This window comes from Lelliottia sp. JS-SCA-14 (assembly GCF_035593345.1).
In the GTDB taxonomy this organism is placed as follows: domain Bacteria; phylum Pseudomonadota; class Gammaproteobacteria; order Enterobacterales; family Enterobacteriaceae; genus Enterobacter; species Enterobacter wanjuensis.
Window position 1 is genome coordinate 1,833,349 of the sequence record NZ_CP141606.1, and the last position, 19,135, is coordinate 1,852,483.

Here is a 19,135-nt window from a genome sequence, read left to right on the forward strand (position 1 = left end):
CGGCGCGAAGCGTCATTAAGCCGTTTTGGTTTGCGGTTTACCGGAAAACAGGAAACGCAGCAGCGGAATGCGCAGGTGAATTTCGTACAGCAGGATGGCAACGCCCACCACAAACACCAGCCCGGTGAAAAAGCCTAATGCGTTAGAACTAATGTGCGGGGTGATATATGCACCAAAAAAGAGCGTCAGCGGGTGGTGTACCAGGTAGATAAACAGCGACGCGTTGACGAAATAAGTCACGCGGGTCGACTTAAAGTTCAGCAAACGGTGCCCCAGGGCAAACACCACGTTGACCATCCACAGTCCCAGCAGCATCGTAATCACGCTTTCCGTTTCATACATCCACGCATCGCCGCTGCCATAACGCTGATTGAGCAGATAGGCGGCAAACGCCAGCGCGGAACCCACAGCGCACCACGGTGACGGCGTGGTGAACAGATCTTTAAGTTTTGGCGAGATAAAGGCCAGCGCGCCCAGCATAAAGAATGGGATGTAGAACAGGGTTTGCATCACCACGAAGTTGAACAGCCCATCGCTCAGTATCGGCGGATAAACAATGAACAGAATGCGGCGAATCGCGCCGTAGGCGATACCCAGCACCAGGAAAATCAGGGAGAGTTTCGCCCAGGTGATGTGAGGGAATTGCGTTTCGTGATGGCGGCTCAGATGGCGGCGCAACTTGCTGAAAATCCAGAGGCTAACGGTGGTCATCACCACCAGCACCAGCAGGAACCACAGGTGTGATACCAGTTCCCAGACCAGGGTGTTGTACTTTTCGTAGAAGGTCAGGTTTTGCCAGTTGTCAGCTTTGCCTTTCACGTACTGCAGCATGATGAACTGGGGCAGCGTCAGCAGCGGAATGGCGGTCAGCATCGGGATGCCGACGCGCTCGACGCGCACTTTCCACCAGCGTTTCATCGGGTAGCGCAGAAACAGCATGTAGGAGAAATAGCCGGAAATGACGAAGAACACCTGCATGCGGAAAGAGTGGATAAAGTCGTTAAAGAGTGTCAGCCACCATGAGGGCTCTATACTGTTAACATGCCAGGTGTGGCTGGAGTAAATCAAGGAGATATGAAAAGGGATCCCCAACAGCATCAGCCATGCCCGGATCGAGTCGAGGAAATATTCACGTTGTACGGGTGCAGTGGTCATATAACTTTTTGCATTCTCGGACTTTTCGTCTTATCCATAAGACTAATAGTGGTTACATTCGAAGCCAACCCTACACCAAGACCGACACCCTGTCTCCAGGATAAGCACGCAAAGTGAAGAGAGGGTTCTTCTGGTTGCTTAATCCATGAGCCAGCGCGCTGAACAAAGCAGTGATATTGTTGTCGGATTGCCTGAATTTCCAGTAAAATGGATCGGATCGAATTAAGCACACAAAGGGGGAAGTGCTTACTTATTATGAAACATAAACCACAAATGATGAAAATGCGTTGGTTGGGTGCAGCAGTCTTGTTGTCACTGTATACCTCTTCTGCATGGTCTTTTTCCATCGATGATGTCGCAAAACAGGCAAAATCGCTGGCCGACAAAGGCTATGAGGCGCCAAAAAGTAACCTGCCCTCCGTCTTCCGCGACATGAAATATGCGGACTATCAGCAGATCCAGTTCAATCACGATAAAGCGTACTGGAACAACATTAAGACCCCGTTCAAGCTTGAGTTTTATCATCAGGGCATGTACTTCGACACCCCGGTTGCTATCAATGAAGTGACGGCCACCGCGGTACGTAAGATCAAATACAGCCCGGATTATTTTAATTTTGGCGATGTGAAACACGACAAAGACACCGTTAAAGACCTGGGATTCGCAGGCTTTAAAGTGCTTTACCCCATCAACAGCAAAGATAAAAACGACGAAATTGTCAGCATGCTGGGGGCCAGCTATTTCCGCGTGATCGGTTCAGGCCAGGTATACGGTCTGTCTGCGCGTGGTCTGGCAATCGATACGGCGCTGCCGTCTGGTGAAGAATTCCCGCGTTTTCGTGAGTTCTGGATTGAGCGTCCAAAACCAACGGATAAACGCCTGACTATCTACGCACTGCTGGATTCTCCGCGTGCGACCGGTGCTTACCGCTTTGTGATCATTCCGGGTCGTGACTCGGTGATCGACGTGCAGTCCAAAGTTTACCTGCGCGACAAAGTGGGCAAACTGGGCGTCGCGCCGCTGACCAGTATGTTCCTGTTCGGGCCAAATCAGCCGTCTCCGGCGACCAACTTCCGCCCGGAATTGCATGATTCCAACGGTCTGTCCATTCTTGCTGGCAACGGCGAGTGGATCTGGCGTCCGCTGAACAACCCGAAACACCTGGCAGTCAGCAGCTTTGCGATGGAAAACCCGCAGGGCTTTGGTCTGCTCCAGCGCGGTCGTCAGTTCTCTCGCTTTGAAGACCTCGACGATCGTTACGATCTGCGCCCAAGCGCCTGGGTCACACCGAAAGGGGACTGGGGTAAAGGCAAAGTCGAGCTGGTTGAAATTCCAACCAACGACGAAACCAACGACAACATCGTCGCTTACTGGACGCCGGATCAGCTGCCGGAAGCCGGGAAAGAGATGAACTTCAAGTACACCATCACCTTCAGCCGCGATGAAGACAAACTGCATGCGCCGGACAACGCGTATGTAATGCAGACTCGCCGCTCAACGGGCGATGTGAAGCAGTCGAATCTCATTCGCCAGCCTGATGGTACCGTGGCGTTTGTGGTTGATTTCGCCGGTCAGGATATGAAAAAACTGACGCCGGATACGCCTGTCACCGCGCAAACCAGCATTGGTGATAACGGTGAAATCGTTGAAAACACCGTGCGTTACAACCCGGTGACCAAAGGGTGGCGCTTAACCCTGCGCGTAAAAGTGAAAGATCCTAAACAGACCACGGAAATGCGCGCTGCGCTGGTCAATGCCGATCAGACGCTGAGTGAAACCTGGAGCTATCAGCTACCTGCCAATGAATAATACATCTGAATATATCGATGCCATGCCGCTGACAGATATTGAGAAAGCGGCGCTGCCCAAGAGCGACATCCGCGCGGTTCATACCGCGCTGGATGGCGAGCATCACGAATTTACCCGTGATGACGATACGCCTCTGGGGTCAGTCAAGGCGCGCCTGGAGCAGGCCTGGCCAGATTCGCTGGCAGAAGGGCAGCTGATTAAAGACGATGAAGGGCGTACCCAGCTTCAGGCGATGCCGAAAGCGACGCGCTCCTCGATGTTCCCGGACCCGTGGCGTACCAACCCGGTAGGCCGCTTCTGGGATCGTCTGCGCGGTCGCGATGTGGCGCCGCGCTATCTGTCTCGTCTGACCAAAGAGCAGCAGGCGTCTGAGCAGAAATGGCGTACCGTCGGCACGATCCGTCGTTATACCCTGCTGGTGCTGACCCTGGCCCAGACTGTGGTCGCCACCTGGTACATGAAAACCATCCTGCCTTATCAGGGCTGGGCGCTGATCAATCCGGCTGACATGGTCGGGCAAGATCTGTGGGTCTCCTTCATGCAGCTCCTGCCGTACATTCTGCAAAGTGGGATCCTCCTCCTCTTCGCGGTCTTGTTCTGCTGGGTCTCGGCCGGTTTCTGGACCGCGCTGATGGGCTTCCTGCAATTGCTGATGGGGCGTGACAAATACAGCATTTCGGCGTCAACGGTCGGGGATGAAGCACTCAATCCTGAGCACCGTACGGCGCTTATCATGCCTATCTGTAACGAAGACGTTGACCGCGTATTCGCGGGCCTGCGCGCCACCTGGGAGTCTGTGAAGGCGACCGGTAACGCCGAGCATTTCGACGTCTACATCCTGAGCGACAGCTACAACCCGGATATCTGCGTTGCCGAGCAGAAAGCCTGGATGGAACTCATTGCTGAAGTGCAGGGCGAAGGGCAGATCTTCTACCGTCGTCGTCGACGTCGTGTGAAGCGTAAAAGCGGTAACATCGATGACTTCTGCCGTCGCTGGGGCAATCAGTACAGCTACATGGTGGTGCTGGACGCCGACTCCGTGATGACCGGTGAGTGTCTGACCGGGCTGGTGCGTCTGATGGAAGCGAACCCGAACGCCGGGATCATCCAGTCGTCGCCGAAAGCCTCGGGTATGGATACGCTGTATGCGCGCTGTCAGCAGTTTGCAACCCGCGTTTACGGTCCGCTGTTTACCGCCGGTCTGCACTTCTGGCAGCTGGGTGAATCCCACTACTGGGGTCACAACGCCATTATCCGTGTACAGCCGTTCATCGAACACTGTGCGCTGGCACCGCTGCCGGGCGAAGGTTCGTTTGCCGGTTCCATTCTGTCTCACGACTTCGTGGAAGCGGCGCTGATGCGCCGTGCAGGATGGGGTGTGTGGATTGCTTACGATCTGCCGGGCTCTTATGAAGAGCTGCCGCCGAACCTGCTGGATGAACTGAAACGTGACCGCCGCTGGTGTCACGGCAACCTGATGAACTTCCGTCTGTTCCTTGTGAAAGGGATGCACCCGGTTCACCGTGCCGTGTTCCTGACGGGCGTGATGTCTTATCTGTCTGCGCCGCTGTGGTTTATGTTCCTGGCCCTGTCGACGGCGTTGCAGGTGGTCCATGCTCTGACCGAACCGCAGTACTTCCTGCAACCGCGCCAGCTGTTCCCGGTGTGGCCGCAGTGGCGTCCTGAGCTGGCGATTGCGCTCTTTGCCTCGACGATGATCCTGCTGTTCCTGCCTAAGCTGCTCAGTATCATCCTGATTTGGTGCAAAGGCTCGAAAGAGTACGGCGGTTTCTGTCGCGTGACGCTCTCCCTGCTGCTCGAAGTGCTGTTCTCGGTGCTGCTGGCGCCGGTGCGTATGCTGTTCCACACGGTGTTTGTGGTCAGCGCGTTCCTCGGCTGGGAAGTGGTCTGGAACTCACCGCAGCGTGACGATGACTCGACGCCGTGGAGCGAAGCTTTCATGCGTCATGGCTCGCAGATGCTGTTGGGTCTGGTGTGGGCTGCCGGTATGGCGTGGCTGGATTTGCGCTTCCTGTTCTGGCTCGCGCCGATCGTGTTCTCCCTGATCCTGTCGCCGTTTGTCTCCGTGATCTCCAGCCGTTCAACGGTGGGCTTGCGTACCAAACGCTGGAAACTGTTCCTGATCCCGGAAGAGTATTCTCCGCCGCAGGTGCTGGTGGACACCGACAAGTATCTGGTGCTGAACCGCAGCCGTTCGCTGGACGATGGCTTTATCCACGCGGTGTTTAACCCGTCGTTTAACGCTCTCGCGACTGCCATGGCCACCGCGCGTCACCGCGCCAGCCAGGTGCTGGAGATCGCCCGCGATCGCCACATCGAGCAAGCGCTGAACGAAACGCCGGAAAAACTGAACCGCGATCGCCGTCTGGTGCTGTTAAGCGACCCGGTCACCATGGCCCGCTTGCACTATCGCGTCTGGTCCTCTCCGGAGAGATACTCCTCGTGGGTGAACTACTACACGACGATTAAGCTCAATCCGCTGGCCCTGAAGGCGAAGTAAGCCGAACGAAAGTAAAATACCGGCCAAGGCCGGTATTTTTTTATATGAGGTTTGAATGAGAATACTCAGCGTGGTGATGATGGCGCTGCTGCTCAGCGGGTGCGGCAGCATTATCAGCCGTACCATTCCCGGTCAGGGCCATGGCAACCAGTATTATCCCGGCGTGCAATGGGACGTTCGCGACTCCGCATGGCGCTATGTCACGATCCTCGACCTGCCGTTCTCGCTGGTGTTCGATACGCTATTGCTGCCTATCGACGCGCAGCACGGTCCTTATGAATAAGGTCGGTTAACGCTCGTCCCACTCGTCCGCTGCGGTTTGTCCCTCTTCGGTATCCAGCGGCGGCTCAAGCTGAAACTCACCCTCATCCCATTCGTGAAGGGTGTTTTCCTCCAGCCACTCCTGTCGCAACTCAATTTCCTCATAATCACCGTCGAAAACGGCCTGAGCCGCCTGGCCGCTCAGCACCGGCAGACACTCACCGTCTTCACCTTCGTCCGCAAAGAATTCGGCCTGCCACATGATATCGCCATCCTGCAGGACATATTTTTGAATATTGAGTTGCTGAATGTCCGCATCTTCCTCCTCGATGTTGGTGTTATCGGCGAGAAACTCTTCACGAGCGGCATCAATGGCTTCTTCCAGCGTGGCATACATGGTCATCGGTATCTCCCTGTGATTCGCAGTGGTGTTCAGGGAAAGAATAGCTGATTCTCCGATTTTGCAAGTATGAATGCGCCAATAAGTTATCAGGAGGAGGCATTAAGCGCGGGCTGCGACGCGCGGGCCAGGCTCCACCACGAGTAAATCGCGTTGAACAGCACCACGCTTGCGGTAACGATAAACACGGCGCGGAAGCCAAAGCTCGCGGAAATCCCGGCCCCAACCAGCGGCCCCGTGACGTTGCCAATGTCGCGGAAAGATTGGTTGTAGCTGAATATCCGCCCGGCAATCTGGTTCGTCGAATTGTAGACCAGCAGCGTTTGCACCGCCGGAAGCAGCGCCCCGTCAGCAGCGCCGAGTAAAAAGCGCAGCACGCCGAGCTGCCACGGCGTCTGCACGAACGACATGGGGATCAACAGCACAACCGAGATCACCAGGGCCGCAATCAGGATCTTCTCCGGCCCAATGCGATCCCCCAGTTTACCGAGACGCGGAGCGCTCAGTAGGGCGGCGACGCCGGGCACGGAAGCAATCATGCCGCTGATAAAGGCGATATTGCTGACGTTTCCGGCCAGCTCGCGAACGTACAGCGTCAGAATCGGGGCAATAGAACCTGTCGCCACCTGGATAATCATCGTCGTCACAAACAGGCTCAGCACCAGTTTCGGGTTTTTTAGCGAGCCGATGACATCGCGTGCGTGCAACATCTCTCTTTTCGGCACCGGAGTGAATTTTTCGCGGATACAGAACGCGGTCAGCAGGAAGCAGGCGAAAAGCACGCTGGCGGTGATGAAGAACACCGGGCGCAGCCCGTAAGTGTCGGCCATTAGCCCTCCGGCGAGGGGACCTAACAGTGCGCCGCTGACGCCGCCGGTCGATAACGTTCCGAGCGCCCAGCCGCTTTTATGACGTGGGATTTGCGTGGCGATCAGGGCGTTGGCGTTGGGGACAAACCCGCCCAGCAGCCCAAGCAGCGCGCGTAAAATCAGAAACTGCCAGATGTTCTGCGCCAGCCCCATCAGCACCATGATGATCGCCATACCGAGCGCGGAGCGCAGGAGCATGATTTTGCGGCCTTTTCGGTCGGCAAGCCCGCCCCAGAAAGGGGACGCAATGGCGGAGAACAGAAACGTAATGCTGAACACCAGGCCAGACCACATATTCAGGGCGCTATGCCCCGTGACGCCGAGTTGCTCGACATACAGCGGCAGAAAAGGCATCACCAGGCTAAATCCGGCGCCGGTCAGAAAACAGCCGAGCCAGGCAACCACGAGGTTACGTTTCCAGTTTATGGGGACATCTGAGGGTGACATAGCAATCCGTAACGCGAAAAGAGAAGGTAGTAAGCCTGCTAATTATGCGCCTGGGTGATGATTGCTGCAATGCGAAGGGCTTTTAAAGCTAAAAGGGATGCGGCCTCGGAGGCCGCATTGAGATCAGTAGCGCGACGGCATACCTTCCGGGCGGGTCTTAAAGCGGCGGTGCAGCCACATATATTGCTCCGGGGCGAGCATGATGCACTTTTCGACCACGCCGTTCATCCAGCGGGCGGTCGTTTCGGCATCATCCAGCGGCGGGGCGCATTCCGGCTCCAGCATCATCAGCTCGTAGCCTTTCCCGTCCGGTTTGCGACGCGGTACAAAAGGCACAATGGCGGCTTTTGACATGCGCGCCAGCATCCAGGTGCCGGTGGTGGTCGCGGTCTCCTGAACGGCGAAGAAGGGGACAAACACGCTGGATTGCTTCCCGTAATCGTGGTCTGGCGCGTACCAGATCACTTCCCCATTTTTCAGGGCGCGGATCATGCCTTTCAGATCTTTACGGTCAATCATGCTCTTATTGGAACGCATACGGCCCCAGGTTTGCAGCAGATCGATCACCGGATTATCGTTCGGGCGATAGACACCGATGCCGGGGGCCTGCATGCCAAACATCCGCGCGCCGATTTCGAGCGTGAGGAAGTGGATGCCGATCAACAGCACGCCGGTTTTTTGCGCCTGCAGCGTATGCACTGGTTCCATCCCGGTTCCGGTGACGTCGTACCAGCGCGCCATGCGCTTATCAGGCCAGAACCAGGCCATTCCGGTCTCCATCAGGCCCATGCCGACGGATTCGAAATTTTTCCTGACCATACGCTCGCGCTCTTGCGCGCCCATCTCTGGAAAACTGAGTTCCAGATTGCGATTCGCGATCTTAACGCGACGTTTCATGAAACGCTGAGCAATGTGGCCGAGACCGCATCCGATGCGATAAATCACCGGGTAGGGCAGTTGTACCAGCAACCATAAAAGGCCGACGCCGGCCCAGGTTGGCCAGTAACGTGGGTGAAGCAGCGCCGCAGAAAATTGGGGTAATCGGGTCATGTCTTTCCTGTCTTTTTCGTCCTTATGCCGTCATTCTCGCATTTTTTAAAACCATAACCAAAACGAATGGGCGCCAAATGAGCGCTTTTGCAGCAATTGTTGCTACATTATTTTTTGGATGAGAGAAATGTAGCGCAAAATGTGGGGATGTAAATTCTCATTGTATGCTATATGATGCCGCCGATTTTCTTTCTCTTAACGATTGCAGGAACCGTACACCATGCCAGTGTTACACAACCGCATTTCGAATGAGACCCTGAAAGCACGCATGCTGGCGGAAACCGAAGCGCGTGTAACTATCTCATTCTACAAATATTTTACTATCTCAGAGCCGCAGGAAACCCGCGACGCACTCTACAAGGCTTTCGAAGCACTGAATGTCTTTGGCCGCGTTTACCTGGCTCACGAAGGTATCAACGCCCAGATCAGTGTGCCAGAAAGTAAAGTGAGCGCCTTCCGCGATGTGCTTTACAGTTTTGATCCCGCGCTCGACAACCTGCGCCTGAACGTGGCCCTCGACGATGACGGGAAATCCTTCTGGGTGCTGCGCATGAAAGTACGCGAACGCATCGTGGCAGACGGCATCGACGACCCAACGTTTAACGCGGCTGACGTCGGCGAATACCTGAAAGCGGCGGAAGTGAACGCCATGCTCGACGATCCCGACGCCGTGTTTATCGATATGCGTAACCACTACGAATATGAAGTGGGCCATTTCGAAAACGCGCTGGAGATCCCGGCGGATACCTTCCGCGAGCAGCTGCCGAAAGCCGTGGAGATGATGCAGGAGCACAAAGATAAAAAAATTGTGATGTACTGCACCGGGGGTATTCGCTGCGAAAAAGCCAGCGCTTTCATGAAGCACAGCGGTTTCAATAAGGTCTGGCACATTGAAGGCGGGATTATCGAATACGCCCGTCGCGCGCGTGAGCAGGGCTTACCGGTGCGCTTTATCGGCAAGAACTTCGTCTTTGACGAGCGCATGGGCGAGCGTATTTCCGAAGACGTAATTGCGCACTGTCATCAGTGCGGTACGCCGTGCGATACCCACACCAACTGCAAAAACGACGGCTGTCATCTGCTGTTTATCCAGTGTCCGGCGTGTGCGGAGAAGTTCCGCGGCTGCTGTAGCGAACTCTGTAGCGAAGAGAGCGTTCTGCCGGAAGAAGAGCAGCGTCGCCGTCGCGCGGGGCGTGAAAACGGCAACAAGATCTTCAATAAATCACGCGGTCGACTGAATACCAAACTGGGTATTCCTGACCCGGAGTAAAAAAGTTATCCCGGCGCGCAATGCGGCCGGGATTTTTTTACTTCTGCTGCACGCCTTCCACGGAAATAATCAGATCCACTTCCTGTGACGCCGGGCCTAAATCGGTGGTGATGTTAAAATCTTTCAGACGGATTTTCCCTTCCGCTTCGAAGCCTGCGCGCTTGCCGCCCCACGGATCATCACCCTGACCAATGAGTTTCGCGTCCAGCGTCACCGGTTTGGTCACGCCATTCAGGGTCAGGTTGCCGGTAATATCCAGCCCGTCGCCATCCTTTTTCACTTCCGTTGAGGTAAAGGTCGCCTGCGGGAATTTCGCCACATTCAGGAATTCCGCGCTGCGCAGATGTTTATCGCGCTCGGCATGGTTGGTGTCCAGGCTGTTGGTGTTAATGGTCACATTCACTTTGTCCGCTGCGGGATTTTTTTCGTCAAAGGTGAAGGTGCCGTCGAAATCTTTAAAGGTGCCGTACAGCCAGCTGTAGCCCAGGTGCTGAATACGGAAATTGACGAAGGCGTGCTGGCCCTCTTTATCAATTTTATAGTCAGCGGCGACGGCAGAGCCGGTGGCAAATACCAGCGAACCTAACGCGATACCCAGCAGGTGTTTTTTCATTTTTATGCTCCAGAGTCAACAGACGATCGGCCAAGCATGCGCTTGAGCGTGGCGTCTTTATCGATGAAATGATGTTTAAGGGCCGCAAGGCCATGAAGGACAGAGATAATCACTACGCCCCAGGCAAGCCACAGATGCACCTGGCCCGCCAGATCGGCCTGCGAACCGGCATCCGCGAGCGTGGCCGGAACCTCAAAGAGGCCGAAGACGCTGATCGGTTTACCATCGGCGGTGGAAATCAGATAGCCGCTGATCAAAATGGCAAACAGCAGGACATACAGGATGATATGAGCAGCGGCGGCACCGATACGCGTCAGCTTGCTGTAGCTTTTCAGCGCCGGGGGAGGCGGAGAGAGGTGTCGCCAGACGAGACGGACGACCAACGCCATCATCAGCAGAATGCCTATGCTTTTGTGCAGTTCAGGCGCCTGATGATACCAGCCGTCGTAATAGCTCAGCGTCACCATCCACAAACCTAAGCCGAACATGCCATAAACCGCGAGAGCAATTAACCAGTGCAAACTCATGGATATTATTCCATAGCGTGCAGAAGAATTACGCAGTTGCATAATGATGACCATCCCTAATTAATTTGAAGGGTAAAAATGGCCTGTGAAAACGTTTATTGCAACTGATATTTAAGCATTAGGAATATTCATTTTTCTATTTCAATATTTTTGATTGTGTATTGCGATTTTGCTTCAATTCATTCGTGGGTAAGTCGGTGTTTTGAGTAGGAAAGGGTAATGCAGAAGATATGTTGCAATCAAATTATTTGCTGCAAAATTAAGGTAATATAAAGTATTGTCAATTATCGTCAGCATCTCTTTTCAGAAAAATACAATATAAATAACATCGATGATAGCCAGTAAGGACCATAATAAAATATAGAGCATGAAATGTTCGCGAATATTGTTAACCAGATAATCGAAGATCCTGCGCATCATTTTTGTTACCGAGAGTAGAAAGAGAAAGGCTCCGAAAGTCGGAGCCTGAAGAGAGGATTATCCGCCAAAACGCGTGAGAGAGAAGGGCGTCAGATCAAACTGCGGGGTTATTCCCTGCCCGAACTGCGCTGCGATCTCACCCAGCACCGAGGCGAATTTAAACCCGTGGCCGCTCAGCCCGGTGATCAGCAGCGTATTGCTGTGCCCCGGCAGCGTATCGATGATGAAATCCTCATCCGGGGTGTTGTCGTAGGTGCAGGCGGCGCCGTAGAGCAGTCCACCGACGCCCGGCAGCACGTTGCGCAGGAAGTTAAACGCTTCGGAGCCGTCGCCCGGCAGATCGCCGAAGGGTTTACGCTCCTGCGGCGAGGAGATCACCTGGCCGCCGTTATGCTTGCCGATTTTAAGGGCGTCTTTCTCGGACGGGAAACCGTAGAACTGATCGCCGTTCGGCAGTTCACCGGTAAAGGCCGGGAATTTGTTCTGCGTACTGAAACGGCCATCGGCCTGGAACCAGGAGAAGACTTTACGCACCGGCTGAACCGGCAGGTTGGGAAGCAATTTTGTCACCCAGGTTCCGGCGCTCACCAGCAGACGGGTTGCCGAATATGGGCCTTCCGGCGTGTCGACGGTCACGCCGTCGTCGTGATGATGAATGGCCGTTACCGGGCAGTTAAAGAGCTGCGCGCAGCCAGCCTGTTCTGCCAGGGAGACCCAGGTTTTGATCGCCGTTTCGCAGTGCAGCACGCCGGACCTGGATTCAAACAGCCCGATGTAATCCTCTGGGACCGTGATTTCCGGCCAGCGTTTCATCACGGCGGCGGCATCGAGGCGCTCAACGTCCAGATTGAATTCGCGCGCGCTGTGCTCGACGTTCGCCAGGAATTCCGAATGTGCCGGGCCGAGATTCACCACGCCCGAGCGCTCAAAAATCTTCTCTTCACTCAGGGCCGATAACTCATCCCAGAGCTGCTGTGCTCTGAGCACCAGCGGGACGTAACGCTCGCCTTCGCCATAGGCGTGGCGGATGAGACGAGTATCGCCGTGGTGGCTACCCTCAGCGTGTGGAGGAAGGTGGGCATCGATCATCAGGACGTTCAGGCCAGCTTGGGTGGCGTAATAACCCGCAGCAGAACCGACCGAGCCGCTGCCTAAAATAATCAAGTCGTATTTCATGAGAATCTCTTAAACCAGGACTTAAGTTTGCAGAGTAATTAAGATGAAAGGCTTATTCAAGGGAGAAATAAATGAGGCACCCTTAAGGTGCCTGTTGAGTGAATGTAGGGCATAAATTTAATGCCGACGATACTCATTTTCCTGGTAGTCCCCAGACTCTATTTTGGCAATACCTGCCTCTAAAATAGAAATAAACTGGCGTGCAACATCGGTGGTCAGCCACAGTGTCTGACCAACTTCCGCTTCTTCACGGCTAGGCTGATTCGGGGTCTGGTAGTGCAAACGCAGCATCAGTGCATCGTAGCTGTCTACGGTACTGATATCCCATCCGACAAGAGGATGGGTCTGGATGACTTCATTATTCTTTTCCATCATAACCCCCGTAATACGTGTTAGAAGACAACGACTGTGAGGTTCAATGCGTGTTTTTCTGAAGCAACTTCAGTATATCAATAAATAAGGGATATGCAGGGGAAAATAAACAGGCAGCAACACATTTTTCTGCTTTTTAGGATTGTTTGAACAATAAAACGCCATCTTATTCACGTTTTTTTAAGAAGATACGCAATTAATTTGAACTTATTTTAAAAGCATAAAAAAAGCCGGGGCGACCCGGCAAAAAAAGACAATGAGGGAGAAATAATTATTCGGTGATGAACCAGTCGTCGGCGCTTTCCCAGGTTTCCTGCAGGATTTCGCTGATGCGATCTTTATCATCTTTCGCCCCGCCGAGAACGGAGAGATTGTTGGCAGTGGCGTAACGCACGGTGACGTTCCCGTTTTGATCGGGGAATGTCTCGTTGATGCGACGGGAGAGTTCTCCGGCCAGCGCATCCAGCGCGCCAGCAGGCAAAGCGGTGGTTTTGGCGATAGTGACTTCAATACGCATAATGGCCCCCTGTGTAATATACTGTGTATTTATACAGGCATCATCTCGAACTTACAACAGGGGGCGACAAAAAATTACTGTTTAACCGTCCAGTTAACGGTTTCACCGGCCAGGAACGGGATCAGGGTGTCGTCCGTCAGGGCGATAGCATCGACGACCTGGCTCTGTTTGCGCTCCAGTTCGATAAAGCTTTCATTCACCGGCAGACCGTAGAAGCGCGGGCCATTCAGGGAACAGAAGGCTTCGAAGTGTTCCAGCGCCCCCATCTCTTCAAATACCGTGGCGTAGCTGGCGAGCGCGGTTGGGGCGTTGAAGCAGCCTGCGCAGCCGCAGCTGGCTTCTTTGCGGTGGCGTGCGTGTGGGGCGGAGTCGGTTCCGAGGAAGGCGCGAGTAAAGCCGCTGGCCACCAGTTCACGCAGCGCCTGCTGGTGGATATTGCGCTTGAGGATCGGCAGGCAGTACAGGTGAGGGCGCACGCCGCCGACCAGCATGTGGTTGCGGTTGAACATCAGATGCTGGGGGGTAATGGTCGCGGCGAGCAGCTCGTTGCCGTCGCGCACGTACTCTGCGGCATCTTTGGTGGTGATGTGCTCGAATACCACTTTCAGCCCCTGCAGACGCTGGCGCAGCGGCTCCATGACGGTCTCAATGAAACGCGCTTCGCGGTCAAAAATATCAATGTCCGGGTGTGTCACTTCGCCGTGGATCAGCAGCGGCATACCCAGTTTTTCCATGCGTTCCAGCACCGGCATAATCGCATCGGTGCTGGTGACGCCGTGGCTGGAGTTGGTGGTGGCGTTGGCCGGATAGAGTTTGGCGGCGGTAAACACGCCTTCGTTAAAGCCGCGTTCGACCTCGTTCGGATCGAGGGAGTCGGTCAGATAGCAGGTCATCAGCGGAGTAAAATCATGGCCTGCCGGAACGGCGTCGAGAATGCGCTGGCGATAGGCAATCGCGGCATCCACGGTGGTGACTGGCGGAACCAGGTTAGGCATGACAATCGCGCGGCCATAGATTTCGCTGGTGTAAGGGACAACGGTTTTCAGCATGTCGCCATCGCGCAGATGGATATGCCAGTCGTCAGGGCGGCGGATTTTCAGAACCTGGGGATGTGCAGTCATTGATATGCTCCGGCTTATCAGGAATCAGTCATAAGGATGGCTGTTTTTGCCGGACACAAATCATAGGGGGAAACGTTTTCGTTTGCACTCATTTCCGTTAAATAGGTGTGTAAAAAAGGGCGCCAGCGGCGCCCTCAGGGTTAATCCGTAAACGGAATAATAATTTCACCCGGTTTCACTTCGATACCTTTGGCATATTTCTTCGCCAGGGCCTCGCCTTTGCTTCGGTCTTCGCTCAGCACATATGCCGGCTGCTGGTTGAAATAGTTCCGCAGGGACTGGTTCAGATACGGCATCAGCGTTTGCAGCACCGGTTTCATTTTCTCCGGCGTCACTTCCGCGTCGACGATCTCCATCTCCTGCAGGTAGATCGCGCCTTTCTCTTTGTTGAACACCGGCAGCGCTTTCAGCTTCAGTTTGATGTTCGCTTTCTGACTGCCAAACAGGGAGTTCATATCCAGTTTGGCATCACCGGAGAGGGTGACTTTGTTCGGCTCCTCGCGGCCAATCTGGCTGACGAGGTGGTTCAGTACGATATGGGCATCGGCAACGCCGGGCACGCCGATATCCTTCGAAAAGTTATTGTGTTTTTCCAGCGCCTGGTTGATTTCCTGCTCACTGACGCTGTAGTGCGTAAGCTGGTTACAACCGACCAGCAGGCCGCTGACAACGAACGCAGCAGCAATAACGATCTTTTTCATGGGGTTCCTCAACATGATGTCGGCGCTTCTGTCCTGACGCCTCAGTATGTCAGGGGGGTATACCAGTTACCAGCAGAAAAACCTGATAATCAGGGGGGAAAGAGTCCCATTCGCCCGAAATGTCTCTTTATGCGCCCGGCTCCAGCATCCCGCTGGTGCTGCGTTTCGGACTGAATTGCCACCACAGGGCTATGAGGGTGATAAAGCCCACCACGCCGAGCATCATCCACGGCAGTTCTGGCTGATTCAGCGCTTTGCCCGCATCAAACAGCCAGCCGCCACCGGCGTATCCCAGCGCGCCGCCAAAGGCCAGACCCAGACGGCTAAAGCCCATATAGCTGCCGCGAGCGCGCGGATCGGCAAGCCCGGCGCTGAGGGTTTCACGCGCTGGTTCAGCGATGATCGACCCAATATAGAAAGTGCAGATCAGGATGAAGAGCTGCTGCAGGGTGCCGACTAATCCGATCGGCATCATGCTCAGGGTCATCAGCAGCAGGCCCGCCATCAGGCGATGTTCCAGACGAAAACGTTTTTCGCTCCAGCGCGCGATAGGGTAGAGCAGCGTCAGCGACAGACAGGCTTCAATGGCGTACATCCATTTGACGGCCGCAGGCGATCCCGCGATGTCGTTGACCATAATCGGCAGCATCAGCATGACCTGCACGGCCAGCATGTAATACCCGGTCAGCGTCAGGACGTAGGTGACGAAGCGTTTATCGGCCAGCACGCGACCCAGACCTTCGCGGACGGGGGCTTTCACCGTCGAGAGCTTCCAGGCCGGCAGCAGCCAGGCGTTAAACCCGGCGCACAGAATAAACAGGACCGCGCCGGTGGCGCACACCAGGCGGAAGTCATATTGCAGCAGCCAGCTGCCGAGCAGCGCGCCGACGACCGCCCCGGCGCTGTCCTGCATCATCAGCAGGGAGAAAAAACGACCGCGATGCTGCGGGCGAATCAGTTTGACGACCAGCGCGGTGCGCGGCGGGTCAAACAGCGTGCCGCCAATCCCGGAGAGGAAGCAGGAGAACCACAGAAGCCACGGGTCGTGCGCAATGCCCATGGTGGCAAAGCCTGCCGCGCGCAGCAGCATGCCGGTGACAATCATCGGTTTTGCGCCAAAGCGGTCGGCAATCGCCCCACCAAACACGCCCAGCCCCTGCTGAACAAACTGACGCAAACCTAACGCAATGCCGACCATTAATGCCGCCCAGCCCATTTGATCGACAAAGCGAATGGAGATCAGGGGGAACACGACAAAAAAGCCGAGCACGACCAGCATGTTATCGACCAGCAGGAAATATTTACCCAGGCTCCGGGCCTGTGATACGCGGGACATCTTCTCTCCAGAGGGGAAATACACATCACCTTTCAGGCTGCCCAAAAGGGAGTCTGAAGGCTTAGGTGTATATAAAGGTGAGCACGCTAATATTCTGCGGGGTTAGCGTCTGTTTTCCCACCCATCCAGCGACAATATTTTTTTATCAAAAGAGTGGTTTGATTCAGCTTTTTAATCGAATTTTGTGAATTCTGTGAAAAAGGGTATGTCACTGTTTTCACAGAAAGCACCGGCGCAGGTATAGTAAAGCTAACAGCTAGAGCAGAAGTGACGGAAAGGAGTGGTATCGATGTTTGGCTATCGCAGTAATGTGCCAAAAGTGCGCCTGACAACAGACAGACTGGTCGTTCGTCTGGTGCATGAGCGTGATGCCTGGCGTCTGGCGGATTATTACGCCGAGAATCGCCAGTTTTTAAAGCCCTGGGAACCCGTTCGGGATGAAAGCCACTGCTATCCCTCTGGCTGGCAGGCTCGCCTGGGAATGATTGCTGAATTTCATAAGCAGGGCAGCGCCTATTATTTCGCGCTGCTGGACCCGGAAGAGAAAGAGATTATCGGCATCGCCAATTTCTCGAACGTGGTGCGCGGCTCATTCCACGCCTGTTATCTCGGCTACTCCATCGGCCAGAAATGGCAGGGGCAGGGGCTGATGTTTGAAGCCCTCACCAGCGCGATTCGCTACATGCAGCGCTCCCAGCACATCCATCGCATCATGGCCAACTACATGCCCCACAATCAGCGCAGCGGCGATCTGCTGGCGCGTCTGGGGTTTGAGAAAGAAGGCTACGCGAAAGATTATCTGTTGATCGACGGCGAGTGGCGTGACCACGTGCTGACGGCGTTAACCACCAAAGAATGGACCGCAGGTCGCTAAGGAGCTCTCTCATGAAATATCAGTTAACGGCCACAGAAGCGCGCGTGATTGGCTGCCTGCTGGAAAAGCAGGTCACCACGCCAGAGCAATATCCTCTGTCAGTGAATGCCGTAACCCTCGCCTGCAACCAGAAAACCAACCGCGAGCCGGTGCTCAACCTGAGTGAGCATGAAGTTCAGGAGCATCTGGACGCGCTGGTCAAACGCCACTATCTGCGCACCGTCAGCGGGTTTGGCAACCGCGTCACCAAGTATGAACAGCGTTTTTGCAATTCCGAATTTGGCGATCTGAAACTGAGCAGCGCCGAAGTGGCGGTGATCACCACGCTGCTGCTGCGCGGGCCGCAAACGCCGGGCGAACTGCGTTCCCGCGCCGCCAGAATGCATGAGTTCAGCGATATGCAGGAGGTGGAGCAGACGCTGGAAAACCTCGCCGCGCGCGAAGATGGCCCGTTCGTCCTGCGCCTGGCGCGCGAGCCGGGCAAGCGCGAAAGCCGCTATATGCATCTCTTTAGCGGCGACGTGGAAACGCTGATTAATGTCGTTGAAGCGGTCTCTCCCGCCGAGGATGAAACTCTCGCGGCGCGCGTTGAAGCCCTGGAAAACGAAGTGGCGGAGCTCAAGCAACGACTGGATTCTCTGCTGGCCCATTTAGGAGACTAACGGTGAGTAAATTACGCATTGGCGTGGTCGGTCTGGGCGGGATCGCGCAAAAAGCCTGGCTGCCGGTTCTCGGCGCGGCGACCGACTGGACGCTGCAGGGCGCATGGTCGCCAACGCGCGAAAAAGCGCAGCGGGTGTGCGATACGTGGCGCATCCCTTATGCTACGTCCATGGCGGATCTGGCGCGCGACTGCGACGCGGTCTTTGTTCACACCTCGACGGCGACACACTATCAGGTGGTGAGCGAACTGCTCAACGCGGGCGTTCACGTCTGCGTCGACAAACCGCTGGCGGAAAACGTGCCGGACGCCGAGCGTCTGATTGAGCTGGCGGCGCGTAAAAATCTGACTCTGATGGTCGGGTTCAACCGTCGCTTTGCGCCTCTGTATCAGGACCTCAAAGCTCAGCTCGGTGCGGCGGCGTCGCTGCGCATGGACAAGCACCGCACCGACAGCATTGGCCCGAACGATCTGCGTTTTACCCTGCTGGACGATTATCTCCACGTGGTGGATACCGCCCTGTGGCTGACCAACGGCAACGCGCAACTGAAAAGCGGGACCCTGCAAACCAACGATCAGGGTGAGATGGTTTATGCCGAGCATCACTTTGCGTTTGAGCATCTGCAGGTGACGACCAGCATGCATCGTCGTGCGGGCAGCCAGCGCGAGTCCGTGCAGGCCGTGACCGATGGCGCACTGATTGATGTCACCGATATGCGCGAATGGCGTGAGGAAAAAGGCAGCGGGGTGGTGGCACGTCCAGTCCCTGGCTGGCAGAGCACGCTCGAGCAGCGCGGCTTTGCAGGTTGTGCGCGTCACTTCATTGAGTGCGTGCAAAATCAGACGGTTCCTGAAACAGCGGGCGAACAGGCAATCCTGGCCCAGCGCATCGTGGACAAGCTCTGGCGCGAGGCGATGAGCGAATAAAAACAGTTTAATCCCTGTAACATCTGCGGATAGTAATTCGCTTAAATACGGGTAGACTAAGCGCACTTTTCACGCCTGCTATGCAGGCGTTTTGCCGTGTGGTTGTGG

At 55.2% G+C, this 19,135-nt stretch carries 20 protein-coding genes; 7 read left to right on the plus strand and 13 right to left on the minus strand.

The genetic code is table 11. The annotated features are described in order from the left end of the window. Positions 1–15: 15 nt before the first annotated feature. Positions 16–1,155, minus strand: coding sequence for a glucans biosynthesis protein MdoC (gene mdoC / locus U9O48_RS08590; protein WP_285145840.1), 1,140 nt, complete (start codon positions 1,153–1,155; stop codon positions 16–18). A gap of 255 nt (positions 1,156–1,410) precedes the next feature. Between mdoC and mdoG the strand changes: the two genes are divergently transcribed. From mdoG to U9O48_RS08605, 3 genes are read left to right on the plus strand one after another with little or no spacing between them, the layout of a single operon-like run. Then, complete coding sequence (mdoG, locus tag U9O48_RS08595; protein WP_282494878.1) at positions 1,411–2,964, plus strand: glucans biosynthesis protein MdoG; 1,554 nt, start codon at positions 1,411–1,413, stop codon at positions 2,962–2,964. After that, positions 2,957–5,485, plus strand: a complete 2,529-nt coding sequence (gene mdoH / locus U9O48_RS08600) for a glucans biosynthesis glucosyltransferase MdoH (protein WP_282494879.1) — start codon at positions 2,957–2,959, stop codon at positions 5,483–5,485. Before mdoG ends, mdoH begins: the two co-directional genes overlap by 8 nt. Positions 5,486–5,540: 55 nt before the next feature. Then, positions 5,541–5,768: a YceK/YidQ family lipoprotein gene (locus tag U9O48_RS08605; RefSeq protein WP_285145842.1), complete on the plus strand. Its 228-nt coding sequence runs from the start codon at positions 5,541–5,543 to the stop codon at positions 5,766–5,768. A gap of 6 nt (positions 5,769–5,774) precedes the next feature. On the opposite strand, the gene U9O48_RS08610 is transcribed toward U9O48_RS08605, so the two are convergent. From U9O48_RS08610 to U9O48_RS08620, 3 genes are all read right to left on the minus strand, one after another. After that, the gene (locus U9O48_RS08610) at positions 5,775–6,149 is read right to left on the minus strand and encodes a MysB family protein (protein WP_285145843.1); all 375 of its coding nucleotides are present in this window, start codon (positions 6,147–6,149) and stop codon (positions 5,775–5,777) included. Positions 6,150–6,235: 86 nt separating this feature from the next. After that, complete coding sequence (gene mdtG / locus U9O48_RS08615; RefSeq protein ID WP_282494882.1) at positions 6,236–7,462, minus strand: multidrug efflux MFS transporter MdtG; 1,227 nt, start codon at positions 7,460–7,462, stop codon at positions 6,236–6,238. A 123-nt stretch (positions 7,463–7,585) separates the two neighbouring features. Continuing rightward, positions 7,586–8,512, minus strand: a complete 927-nt coding sequence (locus U9O48_RS08620; protein WP_282494883.1) for a Kdo(2)-lipid IV(A) acyltransferase — start codon at positions 8,510–8,512, stop codon at positions 7,586–7,588. A gap of 220 nt (positions 8,513–8,732) precedes the next feature. On the opposite strand from U9O48_RS08620, the gene U9O48_RS08625 reads away from it, so the two are divergent. Further along, the gene (locus tag U9O48_RS08625) at positions 8,733–9,782 is read left to right on the plus strand and encodes a rhodanese-related sulfurtransferase (protein ID WP_285145845.1); all 1,050 of its coding nucleotides are present in this window, start codon (positions 8,733–8,735) and stop codon (positions 9,780–9,782) included. Between the two features lie 37 nt (positions 9,783–9,819). Here the strand turns inward: U9O48_RS08625 and U9O48_RS08630 are convergent, their stop codons facing one another. The 9 genes from U9O48_RS08630 to mdtH form a co-directional block, all read right to left on the minus strand. After that, positions 9,820–10,395, minus strand: a complete 576-nt coding sequence (locus U9O48_RS08630) for a YceI family protein (RefSeq protein ID WP_282494885.1) — start codon at positions 10,393–10,395, stop codon at positions 9,820–9,822. Positions 10,396–10,397: 2 nt separating this feature from the next. Beyond that, positions 10,398–10,964 (minus strand): cytochrome b, encoded by a 567-nt coding sequence (locus U9O48_RS08635; protein ID WP_324724080.1) that lies wholly within the window; start codon positions 10,962–10,964, stop codon positions 10,398–10,400. Positions 10,965–11,225: 261 nt separating this feature from the next. Next, positions 11,226–11,339, minus strand: a complete 114-nt coding sequence (locus tag U9O48_RS08640; protein ID WP_282495016.1) for a YceO family protein — start codon at positions 11,337–11,339, stop codon at positions 11,226–11,228. Positions 11,340–11,399: 60 nt separating this feature from the next. Continuing rightward, positions 11,400–12,518 carry an N-methyl-L-tryptophan oxidase gene (solA, locus tag U9O48_RS08645; protein ID WP_324724081.1) on the minus strand — a complete coding sequence of 373 codons (1,119 nt, stop codon included), beginning with the start codon at positions 12,516–12,518 and terminating at the stop codon, positions 11,400–11,402. 117 nt (positions 12,519–12,635) lie between these two features. Further along, positions 12,636–12,890, minus strand: a complete 255-nt coding sequence (gene bssS, locus U9O48_RS08650; protein ID WP_095281565.1) for a biofilm formation regulator BssS — start codon at positions 12,888–12,890, stop codon at positions 12,636–12,638. A 271-nt stretch (positions 12,891–13,161) separates the two neighbouring features. Beyond that, positions 13,162–13,407 (minus strand): DNA damage-inducible protein I, encoded by a 246-nt coding sequence (gene dinI, locus U9O48_RS08655; RefSeq protein WP_285150779.1) that lies wholly within the window; start codon positions 13,405–13,407, stop codon positions 13,162–13,164. A 74-nt stretch (positions 13,408–13,481) separates the two neighbouring features. After that, a complete protein-coding gene (gene pyrC, locus U9O48_RS08660; RefSeq protein WP_285145848.1) occupies positions 13,482–14,528 on the minus strand; it encodes a dihydroorotase in 1,047 nt (348 codons plus the stop codon). Positions 14,529–14,668: 140 nt separating this feature from the next. Beyond that, positions 14,669–15,229 carry a lipoprotein gene (locus tag U9O48_RS08665; protein WP_282494890.1) on the minus strand — a complete coding sequence of 187 codons (561 nt, stop codon included), beginning with the start codon at positions 15,227–15,229 and terminating at the stop codon, positions 14,669–14,671. A gap of 127 nt (positions 15,230–15,356) precedes the next feature. Next, positions 15,357–16,565 carry a multidrug efflux MFS transporter MdtH gene (gene mdtH / locus U9O48_RS08670; RefSeq protein WP_282494891.1) on the minus strand — a complete coding sequence of 403 codons (1,209 nt, stop codon included), beginning with the start codon at positions 16,563–16,565 and terminating at the stop codon, positions 15,357–15,359. A 289-nt stretch (positions 16,566–16,854) separates the two neighbouring features. Between mdtH and rimJ the strand changes: the two genes are divergently transcribed. From rimJ to U9O48_RS08685, 3 genes are read left to right on the plus strand one after another with little or no spacing between them, the layout of a single operon-like run. Continuing rightward, positions 16,855–17,439 (plus strand): ribosomal protein S5-alanine N-acetyltransferase, encoded by a 585-nt coding sequence (gene rimJ / locus U9O48_RS08675; protein ID WP_282494892.1) that lies wholly within the window; start codon positions 16,855–16,857, stop codon positions 17,437–17,439. A gap of 11 nt (positions 17,440–17,450) precedes the next feature. Continuing rightward, positions 17,451–18,101, plus strand: coding sequence for a YceH family protein (locus U9O48_RS08680; protein ID WP_285145849.1), 651 nt, complete (start codon positions 17,451–17,453; stop codon positions 18,099–18,101). 2 nt (positions 18,102–18,103) lie between these two features. Next, the gene (locus tag U9O48_RS08685) at positions 18,104–19,027 is read left to right on the plus strand and encodes a Gfo/Idh/MocA family oxidoreductase (protein ID WP_324724082.1); all 924 of its coding nucleotides are present in this window, start codon (positions 18,104–18,106) and stop codon (positions 19,025–19,027) included. The last annotated feature ends 108 nt before the right edge of the window (positions 19,028–19,135 follow it).

What these genes read in the sequence shown, in the direction of transcription:
- U9O48_RS08605 (WP_285145842.1), top strand. Translation starts at nt 5,541, where the DNA reads ATGAGAATACTCAGCGTGGTGATGATGGCGCTGCTGCTCAGCGGGTGC.
- mdoH (WP_282494879.1), top strand. Translation starts at nt 2,957, where the DNA reads ATGAATAATACATCTGAATATATCGATGCCATGCCGCTGACAGATATT.
- bssS (WP_095281565.1), bottom strand. Translation starts at nt 12,890, where the DNA reads ATGGAAAAGAATAATGAAGTCATCCAGACCCATCCTCTTGTCGGATGG.
- rimJ (WP_282494892.1), top strand. Translation starts at nt 16,855, where the DNA reads ATGTTTGGCTATCGCAGTAATGTGCCAAAAGTGCGCCTGACAACAGAC.
- U9O48_RS08625 (WP_285145845.1), top strand. Translation starts at nt 8,733, where the DNA reads ATGCCAGTGTTACACAACCGCATTTCGAATGAGACCCTGAAAGCACGC.
- solA (WP_324724081.1), bottom strand. Translation starts at nt 12,518, where the DNA reads ATGAAATACGACTTGATTATTTTAGGCAGCGGCTCGGTCGGTTCTGCT.
- mdtG (WP_282494882.1), bottom strand. Translation starts at nt 7,462, where the DNA reads ATGTCACCCTCAGATGTCCCCATAAACTGGAAACGTAACCTCGTGGTT.
- pyrC (WP_285145848.1), bottom strand. Translation starts at nt 14,528, where the DNA reads ATGACTGCACATCCCCAGGTTCTGAAAATCCGCCGCCCTGACGACTGG.
- mdoC (WP_285145840.1), bottom strand. Translation starts at nt 1,155, where the DNA reads ATGACCACTGCACCCGTACAACGTGAATATTTCCTCGACTCGATCCGG.
- U9O48_RS08640 (WP_282495016.1), bottom strand. Translation starts at nt 11,339, where the DNA reads ATGCGCAGGATCTTCGATTATCTGGTTAACAATATTCGCGAACATTTC.
- mdtH (WP_282494891.1), bottom strand. Translation starts at nt 16,565, where the DNA reads ATGTCCCGCGTATCACAGGCCCGGAGCCTGGGTAAATATTTCCTGCTG.
- U9O48_RS08630 (WP_282494885.1), bottom strand. Translation starts at nt 10,395, where the DNA reads ATGAAAAAACACCTGCTGGGTATCGCGTTAGGTTCGCTGGTATTTGCC.
- dinI (WP_285150779.1), bottom strand. Translation starts at nt 13,407, where the DNA reads ATGCGTATTGAAGTCACTATCGCCAAAACCACCGCTTTGCCTGCTGGC.
- U9O48_RS08620 (WP_282494883.1), bottom strand. Translation starts at nt 8,512, where the DNA reads ATGACCCGATTACCCCAATTTTCTGCGGCGCTGCTTCACCCACGTTAC.
- U9O48_RS08665 (WP_282494890.1), bottom strand. Translation starts at nt 15,229, where the DNA reads ATGAAAAAGATCGTTATTGCTGCTGCGTTCGTTGTCAGCGGCCTGCTG.
- U9O48_RS08610 (WP_285145843.1), bottom strand. Translation starts at nt 6,149, where the DNA reads ATGACCATGTATGCCACGCTGGAAGAAGCCATTGATGCCGCTCGTGAA.
- U9O48_RS08635 (WP_324724080.1), bottom strand. Translation starts at nt 10,964, where the DNA reads ATGCAACTGCGTAATTCTTCTGCACGCTATGGAATAATATCCATGAGT.
- U9O48_RS08680 (WP_285145849.1), top strand. Translation starts at nt 17,451, where the DNA reads ATGAAATATCAGTTAACGGCCACAGAAGCGCGCGTGATTGGCTGCCTG.
- mdoG (WP_282494878.1), top strand. Translation starts at nt 1,411, where the DNA reads ATGAAACATAAACCACAAATGATGAAAATGCGTTGGTTGGGTGCAGCA.